Raw genomic sequence first — 20,074 nt, 5'->3', positions numbered from 1 at the left:
TCGAAGAGTTTGTTATTTTCCATGAATAAATCATATAGCCCCCGCAACATCTGCTGCTCGGGCTATTGCTAGGATTTACTGCATGAAAATAAGTTCGATTGCAATATTGGGCGAGTGCATGGTTGAGTTGAGCGAAGTTGGTGGCCTGGTGGGGCTGGGCTTTGCGGGTGACACATTAAATACAGCCATTTATCTCAAACGTCTGGCGCCTTTAGTTGATGTTCATTACGTTACGGCAATTGGCAAGGATAGTTACAGCCAGCGCATGCGGGCTAACTGGGCGAGCGAAGGCCTGGAGACGCATCTTGCTATGTCGTTTAGTGATAAATTACCGGGAATTTATGCCATTGAAACCGATGAGTGCGGTGAGCGCACTTTTAACTACTGGCGAAGCGAATCTGCCGCTAGCCATATGGTAAAGCACCCTGAATTCCCAGAAGTCTGCTCTCAAGTTGAAAAATTAGATGCCATTTACCTGAGTGGTATTTCTCTGGCTATCGTGTCTGATGAGGATAAAGCGACGCTGCTCAAAGTCATAAGCCGGTTAAAGCAGCGTGGTATTTATGTTGTTGTGGATTCCAATTATCGCCCTCGATTATGGGATGCCTGTCAGCATGCCCGGCAATGGATGACTAAGTTATACCAACTGGCCGATCTGGCGCTGGTAACAGCCGATGACGAAATAGCACTGTGGGGGGGCTCGGAGCTTGATGTGATACCTCGCTTAAATTCTTTTGAGATCAGACAATTGGTCGTTAAAAGAGGAGCGGAAGGTGCTTGCTGGCGCGATGGTCAGCGCAGCGGCACGGTCGAGACGGAAAAGGTGGGAAATGTCATTGACACTACAGCAGCCGGTGACTCTTTTAACGCTGCATATCTCGCTGCATGGTGTTCCAGCATGGACATGGCGAAATGTTGTTATTGGGGTAATAAGCTTGCTGCACAAGTCATTCAGCATAAAGGTGCAATTATCCCAACAGAACATATGAGTTATTTAACGGAGTTAATGGGTATTGAACATGATGAATAATGAATGGATCGAGACATTACGTACACTGCGAGTAATGCCAGTTATCCAGATTGAAGATGCAAATGATGCGGTAAAATTGGCGCAAGCTCTGTCAGAAAATGGTCTTCCGGCTGCGGAAATTACATTCAGAAGTGATGCAGCTGCGGAGTCGATTCGCCGAATCCGTGAAGCTTTTCCTGAGATCATTTTGTGTGCTGGTACTGTCCTGACAACAGATCAAGTCGATCTGGCGGTTAAAGCGGGTGCTGATTTTATTGTCAGCCCTGGTTTGAACCCAACTACGGTTAACTATTGCCTAGAAAAAGACATAAAAATAATACCGGGTGTAAACAGTCCTAGTCAGGTAGAGCAAGCGCTAGAGCTAGGGTTGTCAGCCCTTAAATTCTTCCCGGCTGAAGCGTCTGGTGGCCTGAATATGTTGAAATCGCTAACAGGACCTTATGGTGCTATTCAGCTGATCCCCACCGGCGGTGTAAAACCGTCTAACTTACTGGATTATCTTGCTATTCCACAGGTGATTGCCTGCGGTGGTACTTGGATTGCACCGACGGCCGCTATTCGAGATAACGATTGGGAAACTATTGCGACGAATGTTCGTGAAATCTGCAAGCTGATTAAAGCCTAAAGAGGCAATAATGGGGATGGCAAAACATGTAGCGGTATTGCTTACTGATTGTTCAGGAAAAAGTGGACTGGCAAGCAAGCCATATCTATTTTGAACATTGGCCACTATAAGCAAGTAAAGTTGCTGTGATTTCTTGATGGTAGTTCGCTATTTTGTGAAAAGGTCTATTAAACTAAAAGCCCTGACTGGTTGAGTATGGTTTTACATGAATAGTGTGTTCAATTGGTTCAAGTTGATATTTATATCTTTAGAGTTTAAAAGATAAGACTAAGGGGCGCCAATACTGACTTTATTGTTTCTGTCTACATTATTTTGATTGCATTAAGATGGACAACATAATCCCTATCTCTCCGCTACTTTTGAAGAAGCCGCTGTAAGTTCAGCGGCTTTTTTGTATCTGAAATTGGTGTCAAAGAGACCGGGTGAAGAACCTGATGCTTCATCAAACTTCACTAGTTATTAATATGAAAATAATTGAGAGACACACTCTAGGAAAGAAACATATAGATATCCGGCCTTAATGCTGTCATGTAATACACCAGAAACTACTAGTTGGGGGACTTCAGTTCTAAATCTAGTTAGTGAGGGCTGAATTTCGTGGGTAATCAAAATTAATTTGCCAATCATAACTACTAGCATGCCATTTAATCTCATCTATCATTGCTTGTGCAGCAAGGCTCAAAGGGCGTTTTCTTAACCGAACTAAACTATAGTTACCTACTGGTAATGCCTCCTCAATGGGTAATACGCAGTATTTATTCTGGTACTCGTTTTTGTTCAGTCTAGCAAGGCTAAGTACGGATAAGTAGTCACCATTTTGTACCATATTCATAATACACACAATTGAATCGGCAAAGATTGGCATTTGATCTCCAGTCGGCAGGATGTTGCTGAATTGTTTTTTTAATGTATTGTAATAGCCCATTTGGGTTTCAGGTAAAAGCCATTTTGCATCTTTTAATTGCTTTAGAGTCTTACAGTTTGCTAATGGGTGTCCTTTTCGCGCCACAATACCAAACGGCGCTTCAAATAGATGCTCAGTAACAAATTCACATGATGGTACATTTTCATCTAATGAGCCAATAGCAAAGTCAAGTCGACCATCTCGTAATGCAGGTAATAGGCTAGATAGCTGTCCCTCTTTAATACTTATTTTGGGTGTGGGGTGCTTTTTTTTAAAATCCGTAATAATAGATTCCAATATTGTTATTGCAATTATAGGAGACAGGCCAAAAGAAACCTGTGACTCAGATTTAGATGAAATTTGTTTTGCTTCATTCACTGCTTGTTTTAGTTCTTCTAAAATCAAATGCGAATATGCAGAAAAAGATTTTCCTGCGTCGGTTAGTTGAATTCCATCATTACTCCTAACTAACAGCGTTACACCTAATGTCTGCTCTAACATTTTTAAAGAATAGGTCAAGGATGGCTGCGACAAGTTCATCTTTTTTGCCGCTCCATTTATGCTTCCGCACTGAATTACTTCATTTAGAACCTTTAATTGCTGCAATTTTGGTAGGTGGTCCATTAACAATAACCTATAAATTCTTCATATAGCACTAAAGATTTCATTATAACTAAGAAATAAATAATTTTGTTATGATATAAATCATGCGCATTAGGCGTTATTAATAAAGTTAATATGTGGCATGCTAATGACAATGGATACGAACAAAATGTATTCGTATAGATGGCTTGTTAAATGCTTTTAATAAGATTGTAACTTAATGTGTTGAACATAACCCTCTGCCTAAAATAATTAAAGGTTATCCCATGGTTTTTCTATCAATAGCGGTTATATTTCTGGCTATTTACTTATTAATAAAACAATTTGAAACACGTATGGTTCTCATTGGAACTGGTACTTTACTATGCCTGTTAGCCAATGATCCAATGAGTGGGTTTACTGCATTTAGTAAATATATGGTTTCAGCTAATTTAATTATGGCTATTTGCTCAAGTATGGGCTTCGCTATGGTTATGAAACATACAACGTGCGATATTCACTTAGTTCGAGTTTTATCAAAACCATTATCCAAGTTAGGTTTTTTCTTAATTCCAGCAACGGTTATTGTGACATATACCATTAATATTGCGATTCCATCCGCAGCTGGTTGTGCTGCTGCCGTTGGCGCCACATTAATTCCGTTACTGCTTTCATCTCGGATTCATCCGGCAATCGCTGGTGCTGCCGTATTGTGTGGAACAATCGGTTCATTACTTAGCCCTGGTTTATCGCACAACCCATTTGTCGCAGAAATGTCTGATCTTAGTGTGGTTGAGCTGATTACCAGACATAGTCCATATAGTATTACTGTAGGATTCATTGCAGCTATTTCACTAGCTGTCGTAGCATTTGTTCGAAAAGAATTTAATCTGACATCAAGCACTGTATCTCAAGAGCAAACAGTGCTTGAAAAAGCCAATCTATTATATGCCTTTGCGCCATTTATTCCCCTGATTTTGTTGGTGATTGCAAATGCAGAATTAATTAGTAATTTTGATATCAATGTTCCTACAGCTATGATCATTGGTGCGATCTATGCGATGGTTGTCACTCGAGGTAACCCTGGTGAGGCAACTAAATCTTTCTTTAACGGCATGGGAAGTGCGTATGGTAATATTCTTGGTATTATTATTGCCGCAGCCGTCTTCTCTCAAGGTCTAAAATCTTCTGGTTTAGTTAGCCTCTTTATTGACTTCTTAGTTCATTCTCCTGAATTTGCTCGCTGGGGCGGTACGCTTGGACCATTCCTAATGGGGATCATGACTGGTTCTGGTGATGCGGCAGCTTACGCTTTTAACAGTACTGTGACTTCACAAGCAGCTGTATTGGGTTATCAAATTCCTGATTTGGGTATGGGTGTAGCAATCTCGGGCGCTCTGGGGCGCACCATGTCACCTTTAGCTGGTTCCGTGATCGTTTGTGCTGGCCTTGCTGGAGTGACTCCGTTAGATCTTGTAAAAAGAACCGCTCTCGGTATGGTCACGAGCGTATTTTTCATTGCACTCTTCATGCTCTAATCAAAGGTATTCTCATGCAATATATTGATATAAAAACATTAATAAATTGGCGTCGTGACTTTCATCAGTACCCTGAAATTGGTTGGTCTGAATTTTTCACTACCGCTAAAATAATGACAACACTACAGTCTATGGGATTAACAATCCAAACCGGTAAAAGGGTGATTAACCCTGACTTTATCCGTGGCCGCAATATGGATGTTGTTGAGCGTGGCCTGACTTTTGCCCGAGAGTATGGTGTTAATGAATCTATTCTTGAACAAATGGATGGTTATACTGGTTGTGTTGCTGAATTTGATACGGGTAAACCCGGTCCAGTTGTTGCGTTACGCTTTGATATCGACTGTGTCAATGTAACAGAAACCCCTTCATCAGATCATATTCCAAATAAATATGGTTTTGCTTCTCAATGTACAGGATTAATGCATGCATGTGGCCATGATGGTCACATGGCCATTGGGCTCGGGGTGGCCAAATGGTTAGTCGAAAATAGAGATTTATTATCAGGCCGAGTTAAGCTGTTATTCCAACCTGCAGAGGAAGGAGTCCGTGGTGCCAGTGCAATGGCAGAAAGTGGCATTATTGATGATGCGGATTATTTTTTAGGGATGCATTTGGGGTTTATCGCAAAATCAGGTGAAATTGTCGTTAATCCTAATAATTTCTTATGCACGACGAAATTCGATTTTCGCTTTTATGGAGCTCCTGCTCATGCTGGCGCGGCACCGGAAGAAGGCAGAAATGCATTAGCTGCGGCATGCAATACAGCAACGCAAATGCTAGGAATTTCCCGGCACGGTAAAGGAATGTCGAGAATTAATATTGGCGTAATTCGTGCGGGTGAAGGTAGAAACGTGATCCCTGCTTATGGTGAACTACAAGTTGAAGTCCGTGGTCAAAACGATGAAATTAACCAATATATGAGTGAAAAAGTGCAGCGTATCGCAGAAGGCACGGCTCATAACTTTGACGTTAAACTTGAAACTGAAATCATGGGTGAAGCTGTAGATCTAATTAATGACTCTGAGCTAGTCAATATCCTGTCTGATGTTGTTGAGGAATATCCTGAATTAAAAAAAGTTTCAGACCGTTCATTTGGAGGGAGTGAGGATGCAACAGTTTTGGCTAAACGTGTTCAGAAGCTAGGTGGAAAAGCACTTTATTTTATAGTGGGATCAGACTTAAAAGCCGGTCACCATCAAGCAGAATTTGATATTGATGAAGAACAATTACTGACTGGTTTTCAAATGTATACGGGGTGCCTGAAGAAGTTGCTATCTTAATGTGATGTTGTTGTGGTTGAACAATTGCCTCCTTCAGTCTAATTGGAGGCGGCAATTATAATAATCAGTGTCGTATATTAACTGGTAATTAAATGATTTTATGTTTTACCGTGGGCTGTATTGTTATCACCTAAGTATTTTAAGTCTTGTTCAATGAAGCAAACTAAAGCATCAATCATATAGGAATAAAAGCTTAAATTGTTCTTCTGTTCTCTAATTCGATTTCGCCATAGATGAACCCATGAGAGCAAGTGATGCTGAAGAAATGACTGTTGTTCAGAAATAAGTATGACAATTTTATTTTCGTCCCTTTTCATATTTGATAATAAGTTGTCTGAATGTATCTGTTTGAGTGACAACGTAGACATATACTGCAATTCGGAAACGATATGATCACTAACGTTGTGGTATGGATCAAACGGTTTAACATTGCTGTTTTTATAACATTGAATAACGGCAGTACGACAAGACGATGGTTCTAAATTTTCACGATAAAGATGCTCATAGGGTGGTGGTGGGCCGTATTCCTGGGCGATACCTGTAAATAAACGAGCATAATCAACAGCCATATGAGTTAACCCATTGTTTGGTAACTTTTCGTTCTTAATAATCCATGTTTGCATGGGGGTTAAAAAACCACATTTTCCTGCTCGTTTAGCCCATTGATTTAGTTGCTGCCATGTTATTTCATTTATCGGTTGACTAATTAATCCTGCAAATAGACCATATGTATGGCTGCGTAATTCTAAGTATTTTATATTAATCATCATCAGTATCTTTTTTTGTGCTGCCACTATACCAGGCAGTTCCCATCCCACCTGGTTGGTGACATCCCATACAAACAGATTTTTCAATGTGCCCTTTATGTTTGGGTGGTAATGTGTTGTATTTTGAAACGATTAAATAATCTGGCTTATATTCATAGGGCGAATGGCAATTCCTGCAATCCATAAACAATTTATCGACATGAATAATATGAAATCGTCCATCTCTAGCTGATACTGAATATATGTCGCCAACATTGATTCTGTTTTTCCTGATGCTATCACCTAATCTGGAATATTTGATAGCTTCAGCGCTTTTTTCTGTATCGTCTTGAGCTCTAACAGAAGATGTTAGTAAGTAATAAATAAAAAAAGAGGAAATGAATAAAACTAGTATTTTTATGATTGTCCTTTTTACTTTTTTATGCGACAGCGACTGAATAGACATTAGTCACTTCCTCCGCTTGATATATAAAATACTCGCGGCAATGTGCCATACTCTTTTTTCATTTGTTCCGCTTTTTTCTCACCAATCCATTGGGCCACTTTACTGTTGGAATCATCGACATTACCAAATACACGCGCATCGACAGGACAGACTAAATCACATGTTGGTGTGTATTGAGGCTCAATGCCTACTTGCTCAATATGATCATCGGCAATGGCTTTTTCTATTTTATGCCAACAAGATGTACATTTTTGTGCGACACCTTGTTTCTTCCGCTGAAGTGGATGTTTGCTTTCTACCGGTAACGCTTCGTAAGGTGTCGGGTCTTCATTTTCGTATAGTGTTTCGCGTTTTTTCTGGAATTGGGGGACGCCATAAGGGCATACTGATTCGCAATATCCACAACTAATACATTTATCATAATCAAATAGTACGATGCCGTATTCATTTGTTGTGATCGCATGTACATCTATTTCATGACAAACTTTTTCACATGGTGCATTTTCACAATGCATACATCCCATTGGTACAAATTTTTCGCGAACATTTGGGTATTTTCCTATTTCGTAATTGTGGACCACTTGCCAGGGCGTTTCAGGAGCACATTGGTTTTCGACACTGCATGCCGCAGAACAGGCTCGACATCCAATACACCGATCCAAATCAATAACACGTACAAACTGAGTCATGATTTTATCCTTCAAGCTTTGTACAATTTACATTTGGTATCATTAAAACTATTCATTCCTGATACCACATCAGGGTGAAGTTCCAGCACTTGATTTATGAACACTCCCTTTTTCGCATATTCAGGTAATCCCTGACTTTGCTGGCCAAAATGATAAGAAACGCCGACAGTGTCTGGTCGTATTCCCTGCGTTAGCAATGCCTTTCCCTTAACTTTGCCAACACGCGTTTCGATGACTACGATATCGCCTTCCCGAATTCCTTTCTTTGCCGCTATATTGGCATTTATAACAACACCGTTTTCTTGGGTATCTGGCCCCAGCGCATTAAGAATGGGGTTGGTTGATGTATTGCCAGATTGATTTCTGAACATGTATTTAAAGGTGATTAAATAAAAGGGGTAGTCTTTTGCTTCACGGTGCGGAGTTGGAAAACCATGCTCTTTTAGTGGGATAGGAGACAGGCTCAGCGCATATTCTTCAAGGTCAATGGACTTTATATTATGCTTCGCGACTTGCTGTCGTACCTGAGCCAGGCTATCGACTAATTGGTCTGCGTAAAACTTCATTTTGGGTTTACCAGGGCCGCTAAAGGCTTTTTCTATCCCTCCGAGATAGGTATCTGAAGGGGTGAGGTGTTTACCCACAAATCCATTTTTCATTGCCAATTGAAATGGTTTACCTTTGGTTTTTTCTTTCCAAATTAATTCGACGGCATCTTTTGCGCTGTAATCTTTTCCCTTCTGGAAGGGGTGTTTTTTTAATCCCCATTGAGCATTAATCTGATCGATGTAGTCGTCGAGAATACCGAGGCGTCGCGCTAACTCCCAGAGGATGCTGTAACCATCATGTGCAAGATTATACGCATTGGTTGCTGGTTGTCTGATGGCACTATGTTTGGCGTAAGGTGTATAGCGGGTAGGGGAAAAATGCCACGACTCAAGATAGGTCAGGTCGGGTAAAACAATGTCAGACATACATGCCGTTTCACTCATGACAATATCAATGCAAACATTGAAAGTTTTGGTGAGCGATTCAAATTGAGGTTTGGTGTCTGAAGTTGAGAAAGGCCGGTTGGTAGCATAAAAAATTTGCATCTCCGGTAAATAAGACAGCCCGTAACTCTCGGGGGCTAAGATCGATAAAGCGACTTGCTGAGCTACATTATGAGTTGCATGTGGAAAGAAGACACTTTCCTGTAAATCGATCCTTTTGGGGGGGTATTCAGCTTTAGATGCCTTGAAGTACTTCGGTTGTTTATAAGCACTGTGTAACTGAGTGCCACCGACAGCATCAATACTCCCTATTAACATTTGAATAATTAGTGCGGCGCGCCAATTTTGTACGCCATACTGTTTGGCTGATAAACCGCGGAATGTATGCAGGGCCACAGGCCGGTAGCGTTTTCGTTGCCCGTTCACAATAACAGTTGCGCCTATCATGGCCTTTTCACCAATTAACCGCGACAATTCTTGTACTTGTTTTGCAGGAATATCTGCGATCTTTTCAACATATTGTGGCGTAATGTCAGAAACACTATCAGCAAATGTTTCGAAGGCCGTTATAAGCTGACGACCTTCGTGTTTAAACCGCCCACGCAGTGCAGGTTTGACTTTATCGGTGAATGGTTGGGCTGATTGGCTGGCAGTGTCCCAGACGAGATAGTCCCCGTTTGGGTTTTTGATGGCGTTACCTTGCTCGTCAAGCAGAATGGGGGCATTGGTGTACTGGATTAAAAACGCTTCGTCGATAAATTGATTGGTGATGAGTTCCCTGGCTATGCCCAGTATCAAGATAATGTCTTTTCCAGGTCGAACCGGTATCCATTTGTCTGCTTTGGATGCACATACCGAGAGTCGGGGTTCTATAACCACACTGTACATCCCATTTTCTTGGGCATCTAATGAGGCATGGTCGAGCCAGCGGGAAAATTGCTCGGCTTCAAAATAGTTGGCTCCGAAATTAATAAATAAGCGTGTTTCCTTCAAATCCGGTAAAAAGCCGTGGTAACCCCATGTCAACTCATCAGCAACATGTCGTGCTGCTTCACAGGTTGTTGTTCTGTGAACTAGGTTGGGCGTACCAAATGCCTTTGCAAAGGCTTTCGGGAATTTGTCACCAATCAGGTACTTACCATGACCATGTTGCCAAATGAGTTTTGCCGGGTTATCTCGGTGAATTTTGTCCATCTTTTTGGCAATGGTACTAAAGGCTTCTTCCCAGCTTATTTCAACCCAGCCAGGATCAACATTCAGGCCCTTTTTCTTATTTGTCCGTTTTAGCGGTTTTTTTAACCGGTAAGGATTGTAGGTATTAAATAATCCAGAAGCACCTTTCGGGCATATACCGTGGTTGTAATACTCTTTACGTGCATTGTCTGGGTATATAGCACGGATGACTCCACCGGTTCTTTGTATATCGATACCACAAAAATTGACGCAATGAACGCAGGTGGATTTTATGCTATCCGTGGCTGTCGGACTCCAGCCAATTTTTCCTGAAGGTGCCTTTGCTGCACTTACATTTAAGCTACTGATAATGGGAACTGAGAGGCCTGCGGCCGCCAGTCCTTTCATAAAATCGCGTCTGTCATGATCCATATTGCCCTCCTGCCATAAAACTATAGTCGCTCTGCTGAAGTTACAGAGGTGCGTTTATCATTGGGCCATAGTTCAGACCTTAGGTTTTCTTGGCTTCTATGCTCCGGAGGAGAGGCTTTTTCGTCAAAATTGGCGTTTTCGTCTCAAAAAATAAAATCACAAGAATGGTGAAAATGGGCATATGGCCGACCAATTCTTCCAATCCGGACAGTACAAATGTGATGATAAAAATTGTCAGTAAAAGTCCGTAAATAATTCTGTTGGCTAGGTTGGTGATTAGCAATAATCCGAGAATGATTTCGCTGATACCGACAAAGAATACAAAGTGAAGGTTGCTGATCTGGACCAAATTCAGCAGAGGAAAGAAGTTGTAATAGTCATTTTGATCAATAAAAGCCAATGCCATGCCTGGTAGCATTAATTTATTGTGAATACCCAGTTCGAGGAGCTGGAGTCCGAGTCCGATTCGAACAAGGTGAACAGCTATTTTGCGCCACGCTGCTTTATGTTGCCTGAGCGATAGGCAGAATTTACTGTCATTATTGTTCAGGCTAGGGCCGATAAAAATTAGTGCCAGGCCGACGAATAAAAACTCAAAGACATAGTCAAGTGCAATAAAAAATGGGAAGAACAGAAATAATCCTAGTGATGTAATGACAATAGCAGCTCCTGTCAGGCTAACGGAAATAGCCATTAGTACAATAGCGGCGGTTTGAATGAGTACGCCGAAAATAGCTACTTGTGGTGAAAGGTATAAATTGGGCGCAAGAAACTCTCCGAGTAGAAGATTGACGGCGAGGTAACAGTTAATTACCAGAATCAGGGTGTACCACATCCAAGGGTATGCCGATACAATAGGTTGAGTTAATCCTGCTTTGAATTTGTTTGGAAGAATCGGTATATAGCTGATGGCTGTTGCGAACATAAAAAGGGTGAGGGTACCGATCGCTATCGCTAAAGAGATAGTATCGTAGGGAAGTGTAATATCCGGGTTGGTACCATCAGCGATAAACCAGCGTACATGGGCAAGGCTAGTGTGGCTATAGAAAAGAGCGATTAGGCTTATAGTAAGAGTTAGCCACGGTTTTTGAAAAATAGAATAAGTTCGGCTCATTGTTCTTCTCCTCAGTTTTTATTATTCGGCAATGGTTCTTTGCTCTATTCTTCTGTCAGCGTTAAAAGAAAGGCTTCAAGTTGGTTTAGTTGGTACGGCAACAGTTTTAGTGGCTCTAAATCAGTGTGAGTGCCAAATGGTGAGGTAGCTCTGTTGTAGTAATGAAGGACTTCATTGAGGGTGGCAAATTGCCCAGAATGCATATAAGGGTTTGTTTGGGCTATATTTCTCAGGATAGGGACTTTGGTTGCACTTTTTAGTTCATTGCCGTCTTTTTTGCTGAAAATGAGCTCTTTACATTTTTCTGGCTTGCTGTCGCTATACTCGCCAAGGCAGTTAAATGGGTTTATAAGCGCCTGCTTGATCCCCTCTAGCCGCCCTTTATCTGCTTTAGGATGAGGTTGTGGAACGGTTGTGGCGTGAAAGTCACCGTTTGAAAACAGCGCACCGTTATGGCAGCGTAAGCATTGCCCTTTTTCGCTAATAAAGAGTTTGAGTCCGGCAATTTCGTCAGGGTTCAACAGGCTTTGTTCATTTGAGAAACTAGGACTATTGGTTGATGTGATTTGATCTATGAAACGGTCAAAGCGGGCATCTTTCGGCCACAAGGTTGCCTGATAAGAGGCTAGCAACTTTCCGATATTGCTATAAACATGGTTAATGGCTTTTTGGATATGCGGTGCTAGCTGTTGCCATTGTTGTTGCTCTTTCGGATATTGGCTGATAGGTGATGCCTGGGCTGGTAATGCAGAATTTATTAGTTGGTCTGGTAAGTTTCCAAATATTTCCTGATAGAGCTCAGGGTAATGATTGAGCACGTATTGGACATATTGAGTGCGAGTTCCGCCATGTTCAATATGATCTTCAAGCGGAATAAGTGCTTGTGCCCAAAGGCTATCCGCACTGCCATCCATCATAAACCAGTTGAAGTTTGCAACGCCGAGTAATGTCGGAACCTGTTTATCTAACGAAATATCACTGTCTGTCGGTAGGGAAAAGTAGTGTTCTGGCTGGTGGCACGTAGCGCAGGCTATTTGCTTTGAACGGCTTAATTGAGTGTCGAAAAACAGGATCTTTCCTAAAAGTTCAGCCTTGGGATTGTTTAATAGCTGGTTTGACGGATCGTTTATATCCCTCGTTTTCGGGAGGCGCAAGGAGCGGAGAATAGCTAACTCCGAAACAGTCCAATGGTTTATTTGAGGCTTTGGTCTATATGCAATTAACCCGCTTGTAATTACAAATGCACCTAAGCTAATACATATGATTATTCTATTTGCTGTTGGCATGGTTAAGCTCGAACTCTATTTGATATTTAAACGGAAAATCCGAATCAATATTTATTAGCTCAAGTTGCCATTTCCCATGCATATTAAATTTCATGCCATCAATGAGGTATTTACCCGGTTCATTTTCACCGATTAATCTTGGTTGTGTAGGTAAACCGTGTTGGTGGTTTGGCATCCCTCCTTTTACATCAAATTGTAATCCTTGGATGGGATGGCCATTAATGTCATTGATAGTAATTAGCCACTGATGGATCTTGTTAAGAGTGACTGTTTTTTCTGCAGGTTCAGCTGTGATTGTGTATAAGGGGTGGTGTACTGTTAAAGGAAATTCTGATGAAGCCTCTGATGGGCTGCTTGTTAAAATTAGTAATAACAGGACTGCACATTTATATATCACAGCAACCTAGCTTTTATGGCTTATGTTTATTGCTTGAAGTATTGTGCTGTGAAGTGTTTGGATCAAGCTCAATATCAAGAATTAATGGTTGGTATTTAACGCTTACGAATGGTAAATAATTGCATTTACTATTTGTATGTGATTGCTATTTTCATTATGTAGTATCTGTACTGCTACTTCTGTGCTTTTAATGAATGAGTTCTTATTGGTGAGTGAATTGATATATTTACAATATTTAATGATTTTTCGGTTACTCACAAAAAACTTTTTCCACTAAGATTTTTTAATGCCTCAATGGCCTTTTCTGCATCATTACCAATGGCGGTAAATGTTAGTTTGTCACCATAACTGATACCTAGCATGAGTATTCGAGAAAGACTTTTTGCATTCACTTTTATGCCTTCTTTACATAGTGAAACTTCAGCATTAAAAGAGCGTAGTGTAGTGACAATGGTTGCGGCCGGGCGGGCATGAAGGCCGTGAGGGTTACCTACTGTCATGGTAAAATTATGGGTATTATTGTTTTTTGTTACCTCGTTATTTTCTGGAACAGCAGAAAAGTTCTTTTCTTCAGGTACCGACATTAGTGGGAGCTTTTGTTCCAGAGCCTGATACTTGGCAACCAGCGCACCATGCGCTTCTTGAATTACCGTTTCTAATGGCATTCCGGCTGCAGCCGATACGCTGGCGGCGATAGCTCCTTCGACAATAGGCGCGGCACAGGTTTTGACGTTGATAGCTTGTTCAGGTTTGAGTAATTCCAAAGCGGTTTCGGCGCTTAGAATAGCACTACCTATATCAACAAGAATCAATATGCCATCGTCAGTGTAGACTGATTGGATAGCATCCAGAACGGCGATGGGATTTGTGCCTATGGGGTTGTTGGGATCGTCAATGCCAGCGGCGATAGCAACGGTTATTTTATCCGCTGTCATTGGTGAGATCAGCTCTACAATACCTTTTGCGAGTTTATGGCTGTGTGAGACAAGCACTAGGTTAACCATATTCAAATTCACGTTATGAGGGGCGTGAGATTCGCCACTTTCTTTACAGCCTTATGTTTTGATAAGGGTCTCATGCAGATTCCACCATTGGCTGTTTGATTTAGCAGCCCCATCTCAATGCTGGAGTATGAACCGGCTTATCCCATAGCGATAGCATTTCATCATCGGCATTGAGTAATGAAATCGAGATACCTTGCATATCGAGTGAAGTACAGTAGGCGCCGATTAGGTTACGTTCGATGCTGAGCCCTTTCTTTTCTAAAATTTCTGTTACTTTTCTGTAGACACAGTACAGCTCAGAAAGTGGTGTGCCGCCCAGGCTATTTACCAGAACAATTACGTTATCACCCTGAATCAGAGGGGATGTCGTCCAACTTTCCTCTATCCATTCACCTTGCTCATTGTCCCAACGGTTTACGTTTCTTACATAGCTAGTGTTGTCCAGCAGACGCTCCATCATTTCACTGACCATGCTGTCGCTGTCAGTAAACGGCATTCGTTTGATTCCGGGCTCACCGTGGATCCCGATGCCGAATTCAACATCGTTATCCGCCAGGGTAAAACCAGGTATGCCTGCCGCAGGAACAGTGCAGGCAGAAAGGGCAACACCGATAGAGCGCGCATGATTGGTGATACGTTTTGCAAGCTTGCTGCATTCTTCAAGGCTGTAACCATCTTCAGTTGCGGCACCAAGGATTTTTTCTGCCAGTACAGTACCGGCAACGCCACGGCGCCCGGCAGTATAGAGGCTATCTTTTACCGCAACGTCATCGTCGATCAGGGCTGCTTGAACTTTATAGCCATCGCCGTGAAGCAGTTCGACGGCGGTCTCGAAGTTCATTACATCCCCGGTGTAGTTTTTGACAAGGAATAGAATACCTTCTCCGCTTTCAACCTGTTTGGCGCATTCGTACATTTGATCGGGAGTAGGGGAGGTGAAAATCTCTCCCGGGCATGCCGAATCAAGCATCCCAAAGCCTACAAATCCGCTGTGCATTGGTTCATGGCCGCTTCCTCCGCCAGAGATCAGTGCTACTTTAGGTTTTTCAGGCTTGCGCCTGGAGATATAGAAAGGATCCAGGCTAACGATGAGATCAGGATTTGCGTTGGAAAACCCTTCAAGTTGCTCCCGAACGATGTTATCAACTTGGTTGATCATTTTTTTCATAGCAGAGCCTTTCTCTGTCTGAACACCTGTCTGTTTATGTTAGTTGACGTTAGTCGATTTTCCGTTCTTTAGTTTGGCTGTTCGTCTCTATTGAGGGTGATCTTATTACTTGTTTTTTGCGGTACCAATCAGATCTCATTGTTACCCATTTTTCTCATCCGTAATATTTTTGCTTTGTTTTCTTTTGCTTGCAGCAGTTGAGTGGATTGTTTTGGCTAAGCTAATGAGTATGAGATTTATAATCCGAATGGAGTAGCTGGCAATCTGTGCTAATTGTCCTGATAGCAAAACAGATATGTGTGATATTTGGCTGAGAAGTGGTTTGGTTATTTATCTCCTTTTGATAGGGAATAATAACGATGGGGTCTGGGCGGCCGAAGGGGGAATGAGCCATTATTGGCCCGGAGCCAATGCATCTGTGATTGACCGAGCCCCTCCGCCTTCTGAGTCTTTAGTAGTAAAGGTCTTTACCAGTCATCATGAAGGAAGAATCAGTGGAAATGGGCATTCTGTGCCTGTTGGCAGGTATACAGCAACAGATGTTGATATTGAATCACAAAGGCTGGCTATCACTGTTAATTGGAACCCTGGCTGGGAAATTGCCGAGAATTGGACATATGCGCTGGGGATGAGTCTTCCTTATATTTTGCAGCAGGTGACAGCGACTGTGGGGAGCGAAAGTTTAGGTGTTCGGGAGACGCATAAAGATAGTGGGGCAGGGGATACCCTTTTGTCTCCGGTATTATTGTCATACGCTATTAATAGAATCTGGTGGGGAGATGTTCGATTTAATATCTATGCACCAACCGGACGCTATGATGCTGAAAGTTTGGCGAATACCGGAAGTAACTACTGGACGTTTGAGCCTGTTGTTGGCTTGATTCATGTTGAGCCTGCGGTTGGCAGAGAATTCTCTGTATTTAGTAGTGTGACGTTCAATACCAAGAATAGGGATACCGATTATCACAGTGGCGCTCAGCTTCATTTGGAGTCGACCTATGTTCAATACGCAATTCTGTTCGGTGGTTTTACTGGAATCGGTGTGAGTGGTTACTTATTTCATCAGCTAAGCGGAGACAGCGGAATCGGTGCAAATCAGGGGGAATTTAAGAGTCATGGTACTGGCTTTGGGCCGGTGATTAGCTATCGTAGCTGGTGGGGCGATTCAGAAATTATGGCTGAGCTTAAATGGTTATCCAGTGTTGAAAATACAAGGTCGCCGGATGGGGATACCTTCTCATTGAAGTTCAGTATGGCCTATTAAAGATTGCAGGTAGTCTACTCTAGGAAATGGTAGTGGTGATGATTTACTGCCTGCAATCTTTATCTCTCTTAATATTTAAGTTCTCAGATTAAAAATAGCCATCGGTTTAACAATCTGCTATCAAAGTCAAAGCGCGTGACAGAGAGCTGTTAATTCTTGTGGCGAGTGAATCATAAAATCCGGTTTCACCGACCAGTCATCTGGGTTTGCTCCGCTGTATGCTGCTGTTACCGAAATGACAGTGGCATTCTGACCTAAAGCAGACTGGAGGTTCAGGGCAAACTGAACATCTGCTTCATGATCGCCGACATACATCAGTGCTTTCTTGCTTGGATCGTTAAACAATTTCTCAAGGCAAATTATGCCACCTTCCGGTGACGGTTTTTGGCTATGGCTTGGGACATCATCGTATCCCACAACGGCTTTAAAAAAGTGTTCAACCTGAGAGTCAGCTAAGACATTATAGATGTTTTTTGACGCGTTTTGAGAGCAGATCCCATGGGGAATGTCGGCAAGGTCGCGAACAGTATCGTCGATACCAGTGAACAGCCTGACAGGCGTCATATTCGTTAATTGATGCTCAGCCCACAATGAACCGGCAGTCAGCATTTCCTGTTCGGTCATGCCGTAGTATTTGATATAGAGTTCCTGCCAGTTCTTGGCAGCGTGGTTCGCCTGATGGTAAGCCGCTTCATTGCGTAAATAATCAGGGAGGTTATTATCGGTTAAATGAGGGGCAACAATCGACAAGATATTTTTTGTGATATCGATATTTTTAGGCACCGAGTTAACGATGGTTCCATCATAATCCCAAAGGATCGCATCCAGTTTCATTATTTCCCTCGTGGTGATTCGTTCTGATGGCTCTAAACATAAAGATGATTAAAGCTGTTGAACAGCCTAAATATGTCTACCAGCGGAAACGGTGAATTCTTATTTGATATGGTTGCTCCGGTTTATGACAAACGAAAGATACGAAACCATTTTATTGAGTTAAATCAGTTAGGAAAAAGTAAGCATTAGTAATTCGTAGCTACTAGTTATGCCCCGTGGTCAGTCGGGAAATATGCCCTTTTATATCTAGGGAGCAAGCTTAAGGTGCATTCCTTGATGAGACGTGATCTTAGCCAGAAGAGCAGGGTTAGTTAATTTAAACAGAAACAACCAATAGATGGTTGTTTCTGTCTGATTGAGATTTGAGAGCCGGTTACTTATTCAGGATGAAGGTTTCAATCACTTCTGCCACACCATCATTATCGTTGGTATCTGTAATGTGGTCAGCAAGCGCTTTGGTATCTTCGGTTGCATTACCCATAGCAACGCCAAGACCGGCATACTTCAGCATGTGGTGATCATTACCAGCATCACCCATGCAGATCACTTCGCTGGCATCTATGTTCAGATGCTCAGCAAGTTTTGCAACACCTGTACCTTTGTTGCTGCTAGGGTTCATCAGCTCAAGGAAGAAAGGAGCACTTTGTACAATGGTGTATTGCTTATAAAGCGAAGCCGGTAGTTTTTCAATGGCCGCAGATAGAACTTCCGGATCAGCAACCATCATCACCTTGATGATTTCTTCGTTACAGTCCAGTTCAGCAAAATCGATTTCTGTTACCGGAACACCGTTAATGGTTGACTCGTGCTGAGTGTAGGTGTTGTTTTCTGGTGTGATCAGGCCGCGTGTCGGAGAGAAAGCATGTACATAAGCACCTAAATCACGACCCAGGCTGGCAATATTTTTTGCATCGCTTCCCTGCATGATTTGTCTGTGAATAATTTCCTTGCTTTCTACTCGCTGTACCAGTGAAGCATTGTAGCTCAGTGCGTAGTCTTCATCGCTGGTCATGCCTAGTTCGTTGAGGTAATCAGTAAGGCCTTCCAGAGGGCGGCCTGAAGCCAATACGACTTTAACACCTTTTTCTCGAGCTAGTTTGATTGCCTGCTTGGTACGTTCAGAAATCTCTTTCTGCGAGTTTAGCAGGGTGCCATCCATATCAAGTGCAACCAGTTTGTACATGTTGTGTATCCGCATCCATAAAATTTTAGAAAGCGCATAATACTCAATTTTTGTGACCAGCTCGACACTGGATTATGACGAAAGTGTGATCATCTGCGGTTGATTTGATTTCAGATAAAAAAGCAGCTCGCGAGGAGCTGCTAAACAGGAGGAAGTGGTGGATAGAAGGTAATTACAGCGCTGATTCCAAAATGGCTCGGCTGTCAGCAATGGTGATATTGCTATGCTCACCCAAGGCTTTCATGCCGTGTTTTTCCAGGCTGTCGACCAGAATATCAACGGCTGATTTATCCAGTTCTACATCGCCCAGGCTGGTAGGTACTTCCATTTGCTTGAAGAAGGCAATAGTTTGAGTGATGGTTGCATCAATACGCTCATCTGTGCTGCCATCTTTGATACCGAAAATACGCTCGCCGTACTGAAGTAGTTTGGCCTCTTTGTCAGCTCGACGTTCTTTCATGACAGCTGGAAGCACGATACTTAAGGTGCGGGCATGATCGATGCCGTAGTTACCTGTTAGTTCGTGACCAATCATGTGGGTTGTCCAGTCCTGCGGAACACCAACACCGATCAGGCCATTCAATGCTTGGGTTGCTGCCCACATGATGTTAGAACGTACATCCATATCATTCGGCGTTGCCAGAGCTTTCGGACCTTCTTCAATCAGTGTCAGTAACAGGCCTTCTGCGAAACGATCCTGAACTTTGGCGTCAGCAGGGAAGGTCAGGTATTGCTCCATAACGTGAACAAAAGCATCCACTACACCGTTAGCAACCTGGCGAGGAGACAGGGTAAGGGTTGCCTTTGGATCCAAAACAGCAAACGCAGGCTGAACCAGTGGAGACATAAATGCCAGCTTGTCTTTTCCTCGGGAAACGACAGCGCCCATGTTATTTTCAGAGCCGGTGGCTGGCAGCGTCAGAACACAAGACAAGGGAACAGCTGATTGAACCGTTTCGTTACGAGCCAGGATATTCCAAGGATCGTCGCCTTCATAGTTGGCAGCCGCGGCAATGAATTTCGTGCCATCAATTACTGAACCACCACCAACGGCAAGCAGGTAGTTATAACCTTCAGCCTTGATCTTATCGACGGCTTTCATCAGGGTGTCATACTGAGGGTTGGGTTCAACACCTTGGAACTCACCCCACTGATGGTCTTTAAGCGCCGCTGTTACCTGATCGTAAACACCGTTTTGCTTGATTGAACCACCACCATAGATCACCAACACTTTCTTGTCGGCAGGGATTTCGGCGGTGATGTTAGCAATCTGGCCCTCGCCGAAGTGAATGCGGGTGGGGTTGTGATAGGTAAATTTGTTCATCATGGCTCTCCAGTGTGAAACTGTAGTGCATGCAATTTGT

At 42.6% G+C, this 20,074-nt stretch carries 18 protein-coding genes; 5 read left to right on the top strand and 13 right to left on the bottom strand.

The features are described from left to right. The first annotated feature begins 82 nt into the window (after nt 1-82). Complete coding sequence (locus Q0852_RS16620) at nt 83-1,030, top strand: sugar kinase (protein ID WP_299019815.1); 948 nt, start codon at nt 83-85, stop codon at nt 1,028-1,030. Next, nucleotides 1,020-1,655 (top strand): bifunctional 4-hydroxy-2-oxoglutarate aldolase/2-dehydro-3-deoxy-phosphogluconate aldolase, encoded by a 636-nt coding sequence (locus Q0852_RS16615; RefSeq protein WP_299019814.1) that lies wholly within the window; start codon nt 1,020-1,022, stop codon nt 1,653-1,655. The genes Q0852_RS16620 and Q0852_RS16615 overlap by 11 nt, the downstream gene beginning before the upstream one ends. Before the next feature lie 574 nt (nt 1,656-2,229). Here the strand turns inward: Q0852_RS16615 and Q0852_RS16610 are convergent. Continuing rightward, nucleotides 2,230-3,183 (bottom strand): LysR substrate-binding domain-containing protein, encoded by a 954-nt coding sequence (locus Q0852_RS16610; RefSeq protein WP_299019813.1) that lies wholly within the window; start codon nt 3,181-3,183, stop codon nt 2,230-2,232. A gap of 245 nt (nt 3,184-3,428) precedes the next feature. Between Q0852_RS16610 and dcuC the strand changes: the two genes are divergently transcribed. Both dcuC and Q0852_RS16600 read left to right on the top strand, forming a co-directional pair. Further along, nucleotides 3,429-4,679: a C4-dicarboxylate transporter DcuC gene (gene dcuC, locus Q0852_RS16605; protein ID WP_299019812.1), complete on the top strand. Its 1,251-nt coding sequence runs from the start codon at nt 3,429-3,431 to the stop codon at nt 4,677-4,679. Nucleotides 4,680-4,693: 14 nt separating this feature from the next. Continuing rightward, the gene (locus Q0852_RS16600) at nt 4,694-5,962 is read left to right on the top strand and encodes an amidohydrolase (RefSeq protein ID WP_299019811.1); all 1,269 of its coding nucleotides are present in this window, start codon (nt 4,694-4,696) and stop codon (nt 5,960-5,962) included. 98 nt (nt 5,963-6,060) lie between these two features. On the opposite strand, the gene Q0852_RS16595 is transcribed toward Q0852_RS16600, so the two are convergent. From Q0852_RS16595 to dhaK, 9 genes are all read right to left on the bottom strand, one after another. Continuing rightward, nucleotides 6,061-6,756, bottom strand: coding sequence for a molecular chaperone (locus Q0852_RS16595; protein ID WP_299019809.1), 696 nt, complete (start codon nt 6,754-6,756; stop codon nt 6,061-6,063). Then, complete coding sequence (locus tag Q0852_RS16590) at nt 6,722-7,174, bottom strand: hypothetical protein (protein WP_299019808.1); 453 nt, start codon at nt 7,172-7,174, stop codon at nt 6,722-6,724. Before Q0852_RS16590 ends, Q0852_RS16595 begins: the two co-directional genes overlap by 35 nt. Further along, entirely contained in the window at nt 7,174-7,863 is a 690-nt protein-coding gene (locus Q0852_RS16585; protein WP_299019806.1) for a 4Fe-4S dicluster domain-containing protein, read from the bottom strand. The genes Q0852_RS16590 and Q0852_RS16585 overlap by 1 nt, the downstream gene beginning before the upstream one ends. 11 nt (nt 7,864-7,874) lie before the next feature. Beyond that, entirely contained in the window at nt 7,875-10,460 is a 2,586-nt protein-coding gene (locus Q0852_RS16580) for a molybdopterin-dependent oxidoreductase (protein WP_299019805.1), read from the bottom strand. A gap of 79 nt (nt 10,461-10,539) precedes the next feature. Next, nucleotides 10,540-11,574 carry a hypothetical protein gene (locus Q0852_RS16575; protein WP_299019803.1) on the bottom strand — a complete coding sequence of 345 codons (1,035 nt, stop codon included), beginning with the start codon at nt 11,572-11,574 and terminating at the stop codon, nt 10,540-10,542. 44 nt (nt 11,575-11,618) lie between these two features. Further along, nucleotides 11,619-12,728, bottom strand: coding sequence for a cytochrome c peroxidase (locus Q0852_RS16570; protein WP_299019802.1), 1,110 nt, complete (start codon nt 12,726-12,728; stop codon nt 11,619-11,621). Nucleotides 12,729-12,843: 115 nt separating this feature from the next. Next, nucleotides 12,844-13,257: a FixH family protein gene (locus tag Q0852_RS16565; RefSeq protein ID WP_299019800.1), complete on the bottom strand. Its 414-nt coding sequence runs from the start codon at nt 13,255-13,257 to the stop codon at nt 12,844-12,846. Nucleotides 13,258-13,511: 254 nt separating this feature from the next. After that, entirely contained in the window at nt 13,512-14,261 is a 750-nt protein-coding gene (dhaM, locus tag Q0852_RS16560; protein WP_299019799.1) for a dihydroxyacetone kinase phosphoryl donor subunit DhaM, read from the bottom strand. 100 nt (nt 14,262-14,361) lie between these two features. Continuing rightward, the gene (gene dhaK, locus Q0852_RS16555; protein WP_299019797.1) at nt 14,362-15,429 is read right to left on the bottom strand and encodes a dihydroxyacetone kinase subunit DhaK; all 1,068 of its coding nucleotides are present in this window, start codon (nt 15,427-15,429) and stop codon (nt 14,362-14,364) included. A gap of 385 nt (nt 15,430-15,814) precedes the next feature. On the opposite strand from dhaK, the gene Q0852_RS16550 reads away from it, so the two are divergent. Beyond that, nucleotides 15,815-16,693, top strand: coding sequence for a transporter (locus tag Q0852_RS16550; protein ID WP_299019795.1), 879 nt, complete (start codon nt 15,815-15,817; stop codon nt 16,691-16,693). A 126-nt stretch (nt 16,694-16,819) separates the two neighbouring features. Here the strand turns inward: Q0852_RS16550 and Q0852_RS16545 are convergent, their stop codons facing one another. The 3 genes from Q0852_RS16545 to Q0852_RS16535 form a co-directional block, all read right to left on the bottom strand. After that, complete coding sequence (locus Q0852_RS16545; protein WP_299019793.1) at nt 16,820-17,527, bottom strand: HAD family hydrolase; 708 nt, start codon at nt 17,525-17,527, stop codon at nt 16,820-16,822. A 373-nt stretch (nt 17,528-17,900) separates the two neighbouring features. Continuing rightward, on the bottom strand, nt 17,901-18,710 hold the full coding sequence (gene yidA, locus Q0852_RS16540) for a sugar-phosphatase (protein ID WP_299019791.1): 810 nt from the start codon (nt 18,708-18,710) through the stop codon (nt 17,901-17,903). A gap of 172 nt (nt 18,711-18,882) precedes the next feature. After that, entirely contained in the window at nt 18,883-20,034 is a 1,152-nt protein-coding gene (locus Q0852_RS16535) for an iron-containing alcohol dehydrogenase (protein WP_299019844.1), read from the bottom strand. Nucleotides 20,035-20,074: the final 40 nt, after the last annotated feature.

The sequence above is a fragment of the uncultured Photobacterium sp. genome (assembly GCF_947502415.1).
GTDB lineage: Bacteria > Pseudomonadota > Gammaproteobacteria > Enterobacterales > Vibrionaceae > Photobacterium.
Note: the sequence above shows the minus strand (reverse complement) of the source record. Positions and strands in the feature narration are given on the sequence as shown.

What these genes read in the sequence shown, in the direction of transcription:
- Q0852_RS16620 (WP_299019815.1), top strand. Translation starts at nt 83, where the DNA reads ATGAAAATAAGTTCGATTGCAATATTGGGCGAGTGCATGGTTGAGTTG.
- Q0852_RS16615 (WP_299019814.1), top strand. Translation starts at nt 1,020, where the DNA reads ATGATGAATAATGAATGGATCGAGACATTACGTACACTGCGAGTAATG.
- Q0852_RS16610 (WP_299019813.1), bottom strand. Translation starts at nt 3,183, where the DNA reads ATGGACCACCTACCAAAATTGCAGCAATTAAAGGTTCTAAATGAAGTA.
- dcuC (WP_299019812.1), top strand. Translation starts at nt 3,429, where the DNA reads ATGGTTTTTCTATCAATAGCGGTTATATTTCTGGCTATTTACTTATTA.
- Q0852_RS16600 (WP_299019811.1), top strand. Translation starts at nt 4,694, where the DNA reads ATGCAATATATTGATATAAAAACATTAATAAATTGGCGTCGTGACTTT.
- Q0852_RS16590 (WP_299019808.1), bottom strand. Translation starts at nt 7,174, where the DNA reads ATGTCTATTCAGTCGCTGTCGCATAAAAAAGTAAAAAGGACAATCATA.
- Q0852_RS16585 (WP_299019806.1), bottom strand. Translation starts at nt 7,863, where the DNA reads ATGACTCAGTTTGTACGTGTTATTGATTTGGATCGGTGTATTGGATGT.
- Q0852_RS16580 (WP_299019805.1), bottom strand. Translation starts at nt 10,460, where the DNA reads ATGGATCATGACAGACGCGATTTTATGAAAGGACTGGCGGCCGCAGGC.
- Q0852_RS16575 (WP_299019803.1), bottom strand. Translation starts at nt 11,574, where the DNA reads ATGAGCCGAACTTATTCTATTTTTCAAAAACCGTGGCTAACTCTTACT.
- dhaM (WP_299019799.1), bottom strand. Translation starts at nt 14,261, where the DNA reads ATGGTTAACCTAGTGCTTGTCTCACACAGCCATAAACTCGCAAAAGGT.
- dhaK (WP_299019797.1), bottom strand. Translation starts at nt 15,429, where the DNA reads ATGAAAAAAATGATCAACCAAGTTGATAACATCGTTCGGGAGCAACTT.
- Q0852_RS16550 (WP_299019795.1), top strand. Translation starts at nt 15,815, where the DNA reads ATGAGCCATTATTGGCCCGGAGCCAATGCATCTGTGATTGACCGAGCC.
- Q0852_RS16545 (WP_299019793.1), bottom strand. Translation starts at nt 17,527, where the DNA reads ATGAAACTGGATGCGATCCTTTGGGATTATGATGGAACCATCGTTAAC.
- yidA (WP_299019791.1), bottom strand. Translation starts at nt 18,710, where the DNA reads ATGTACAAACTGGTTGCACTTGATATGGATGGCACCCTGCTAAACTCG.
- Q0852_RS16535 (WP_299019844.1), bottom strand. Translation starts at nt 20,034, where the DNA reads ATGAACAAATTTACCTATCACAACCCCACCCGCATTCACTTCGGCGAG.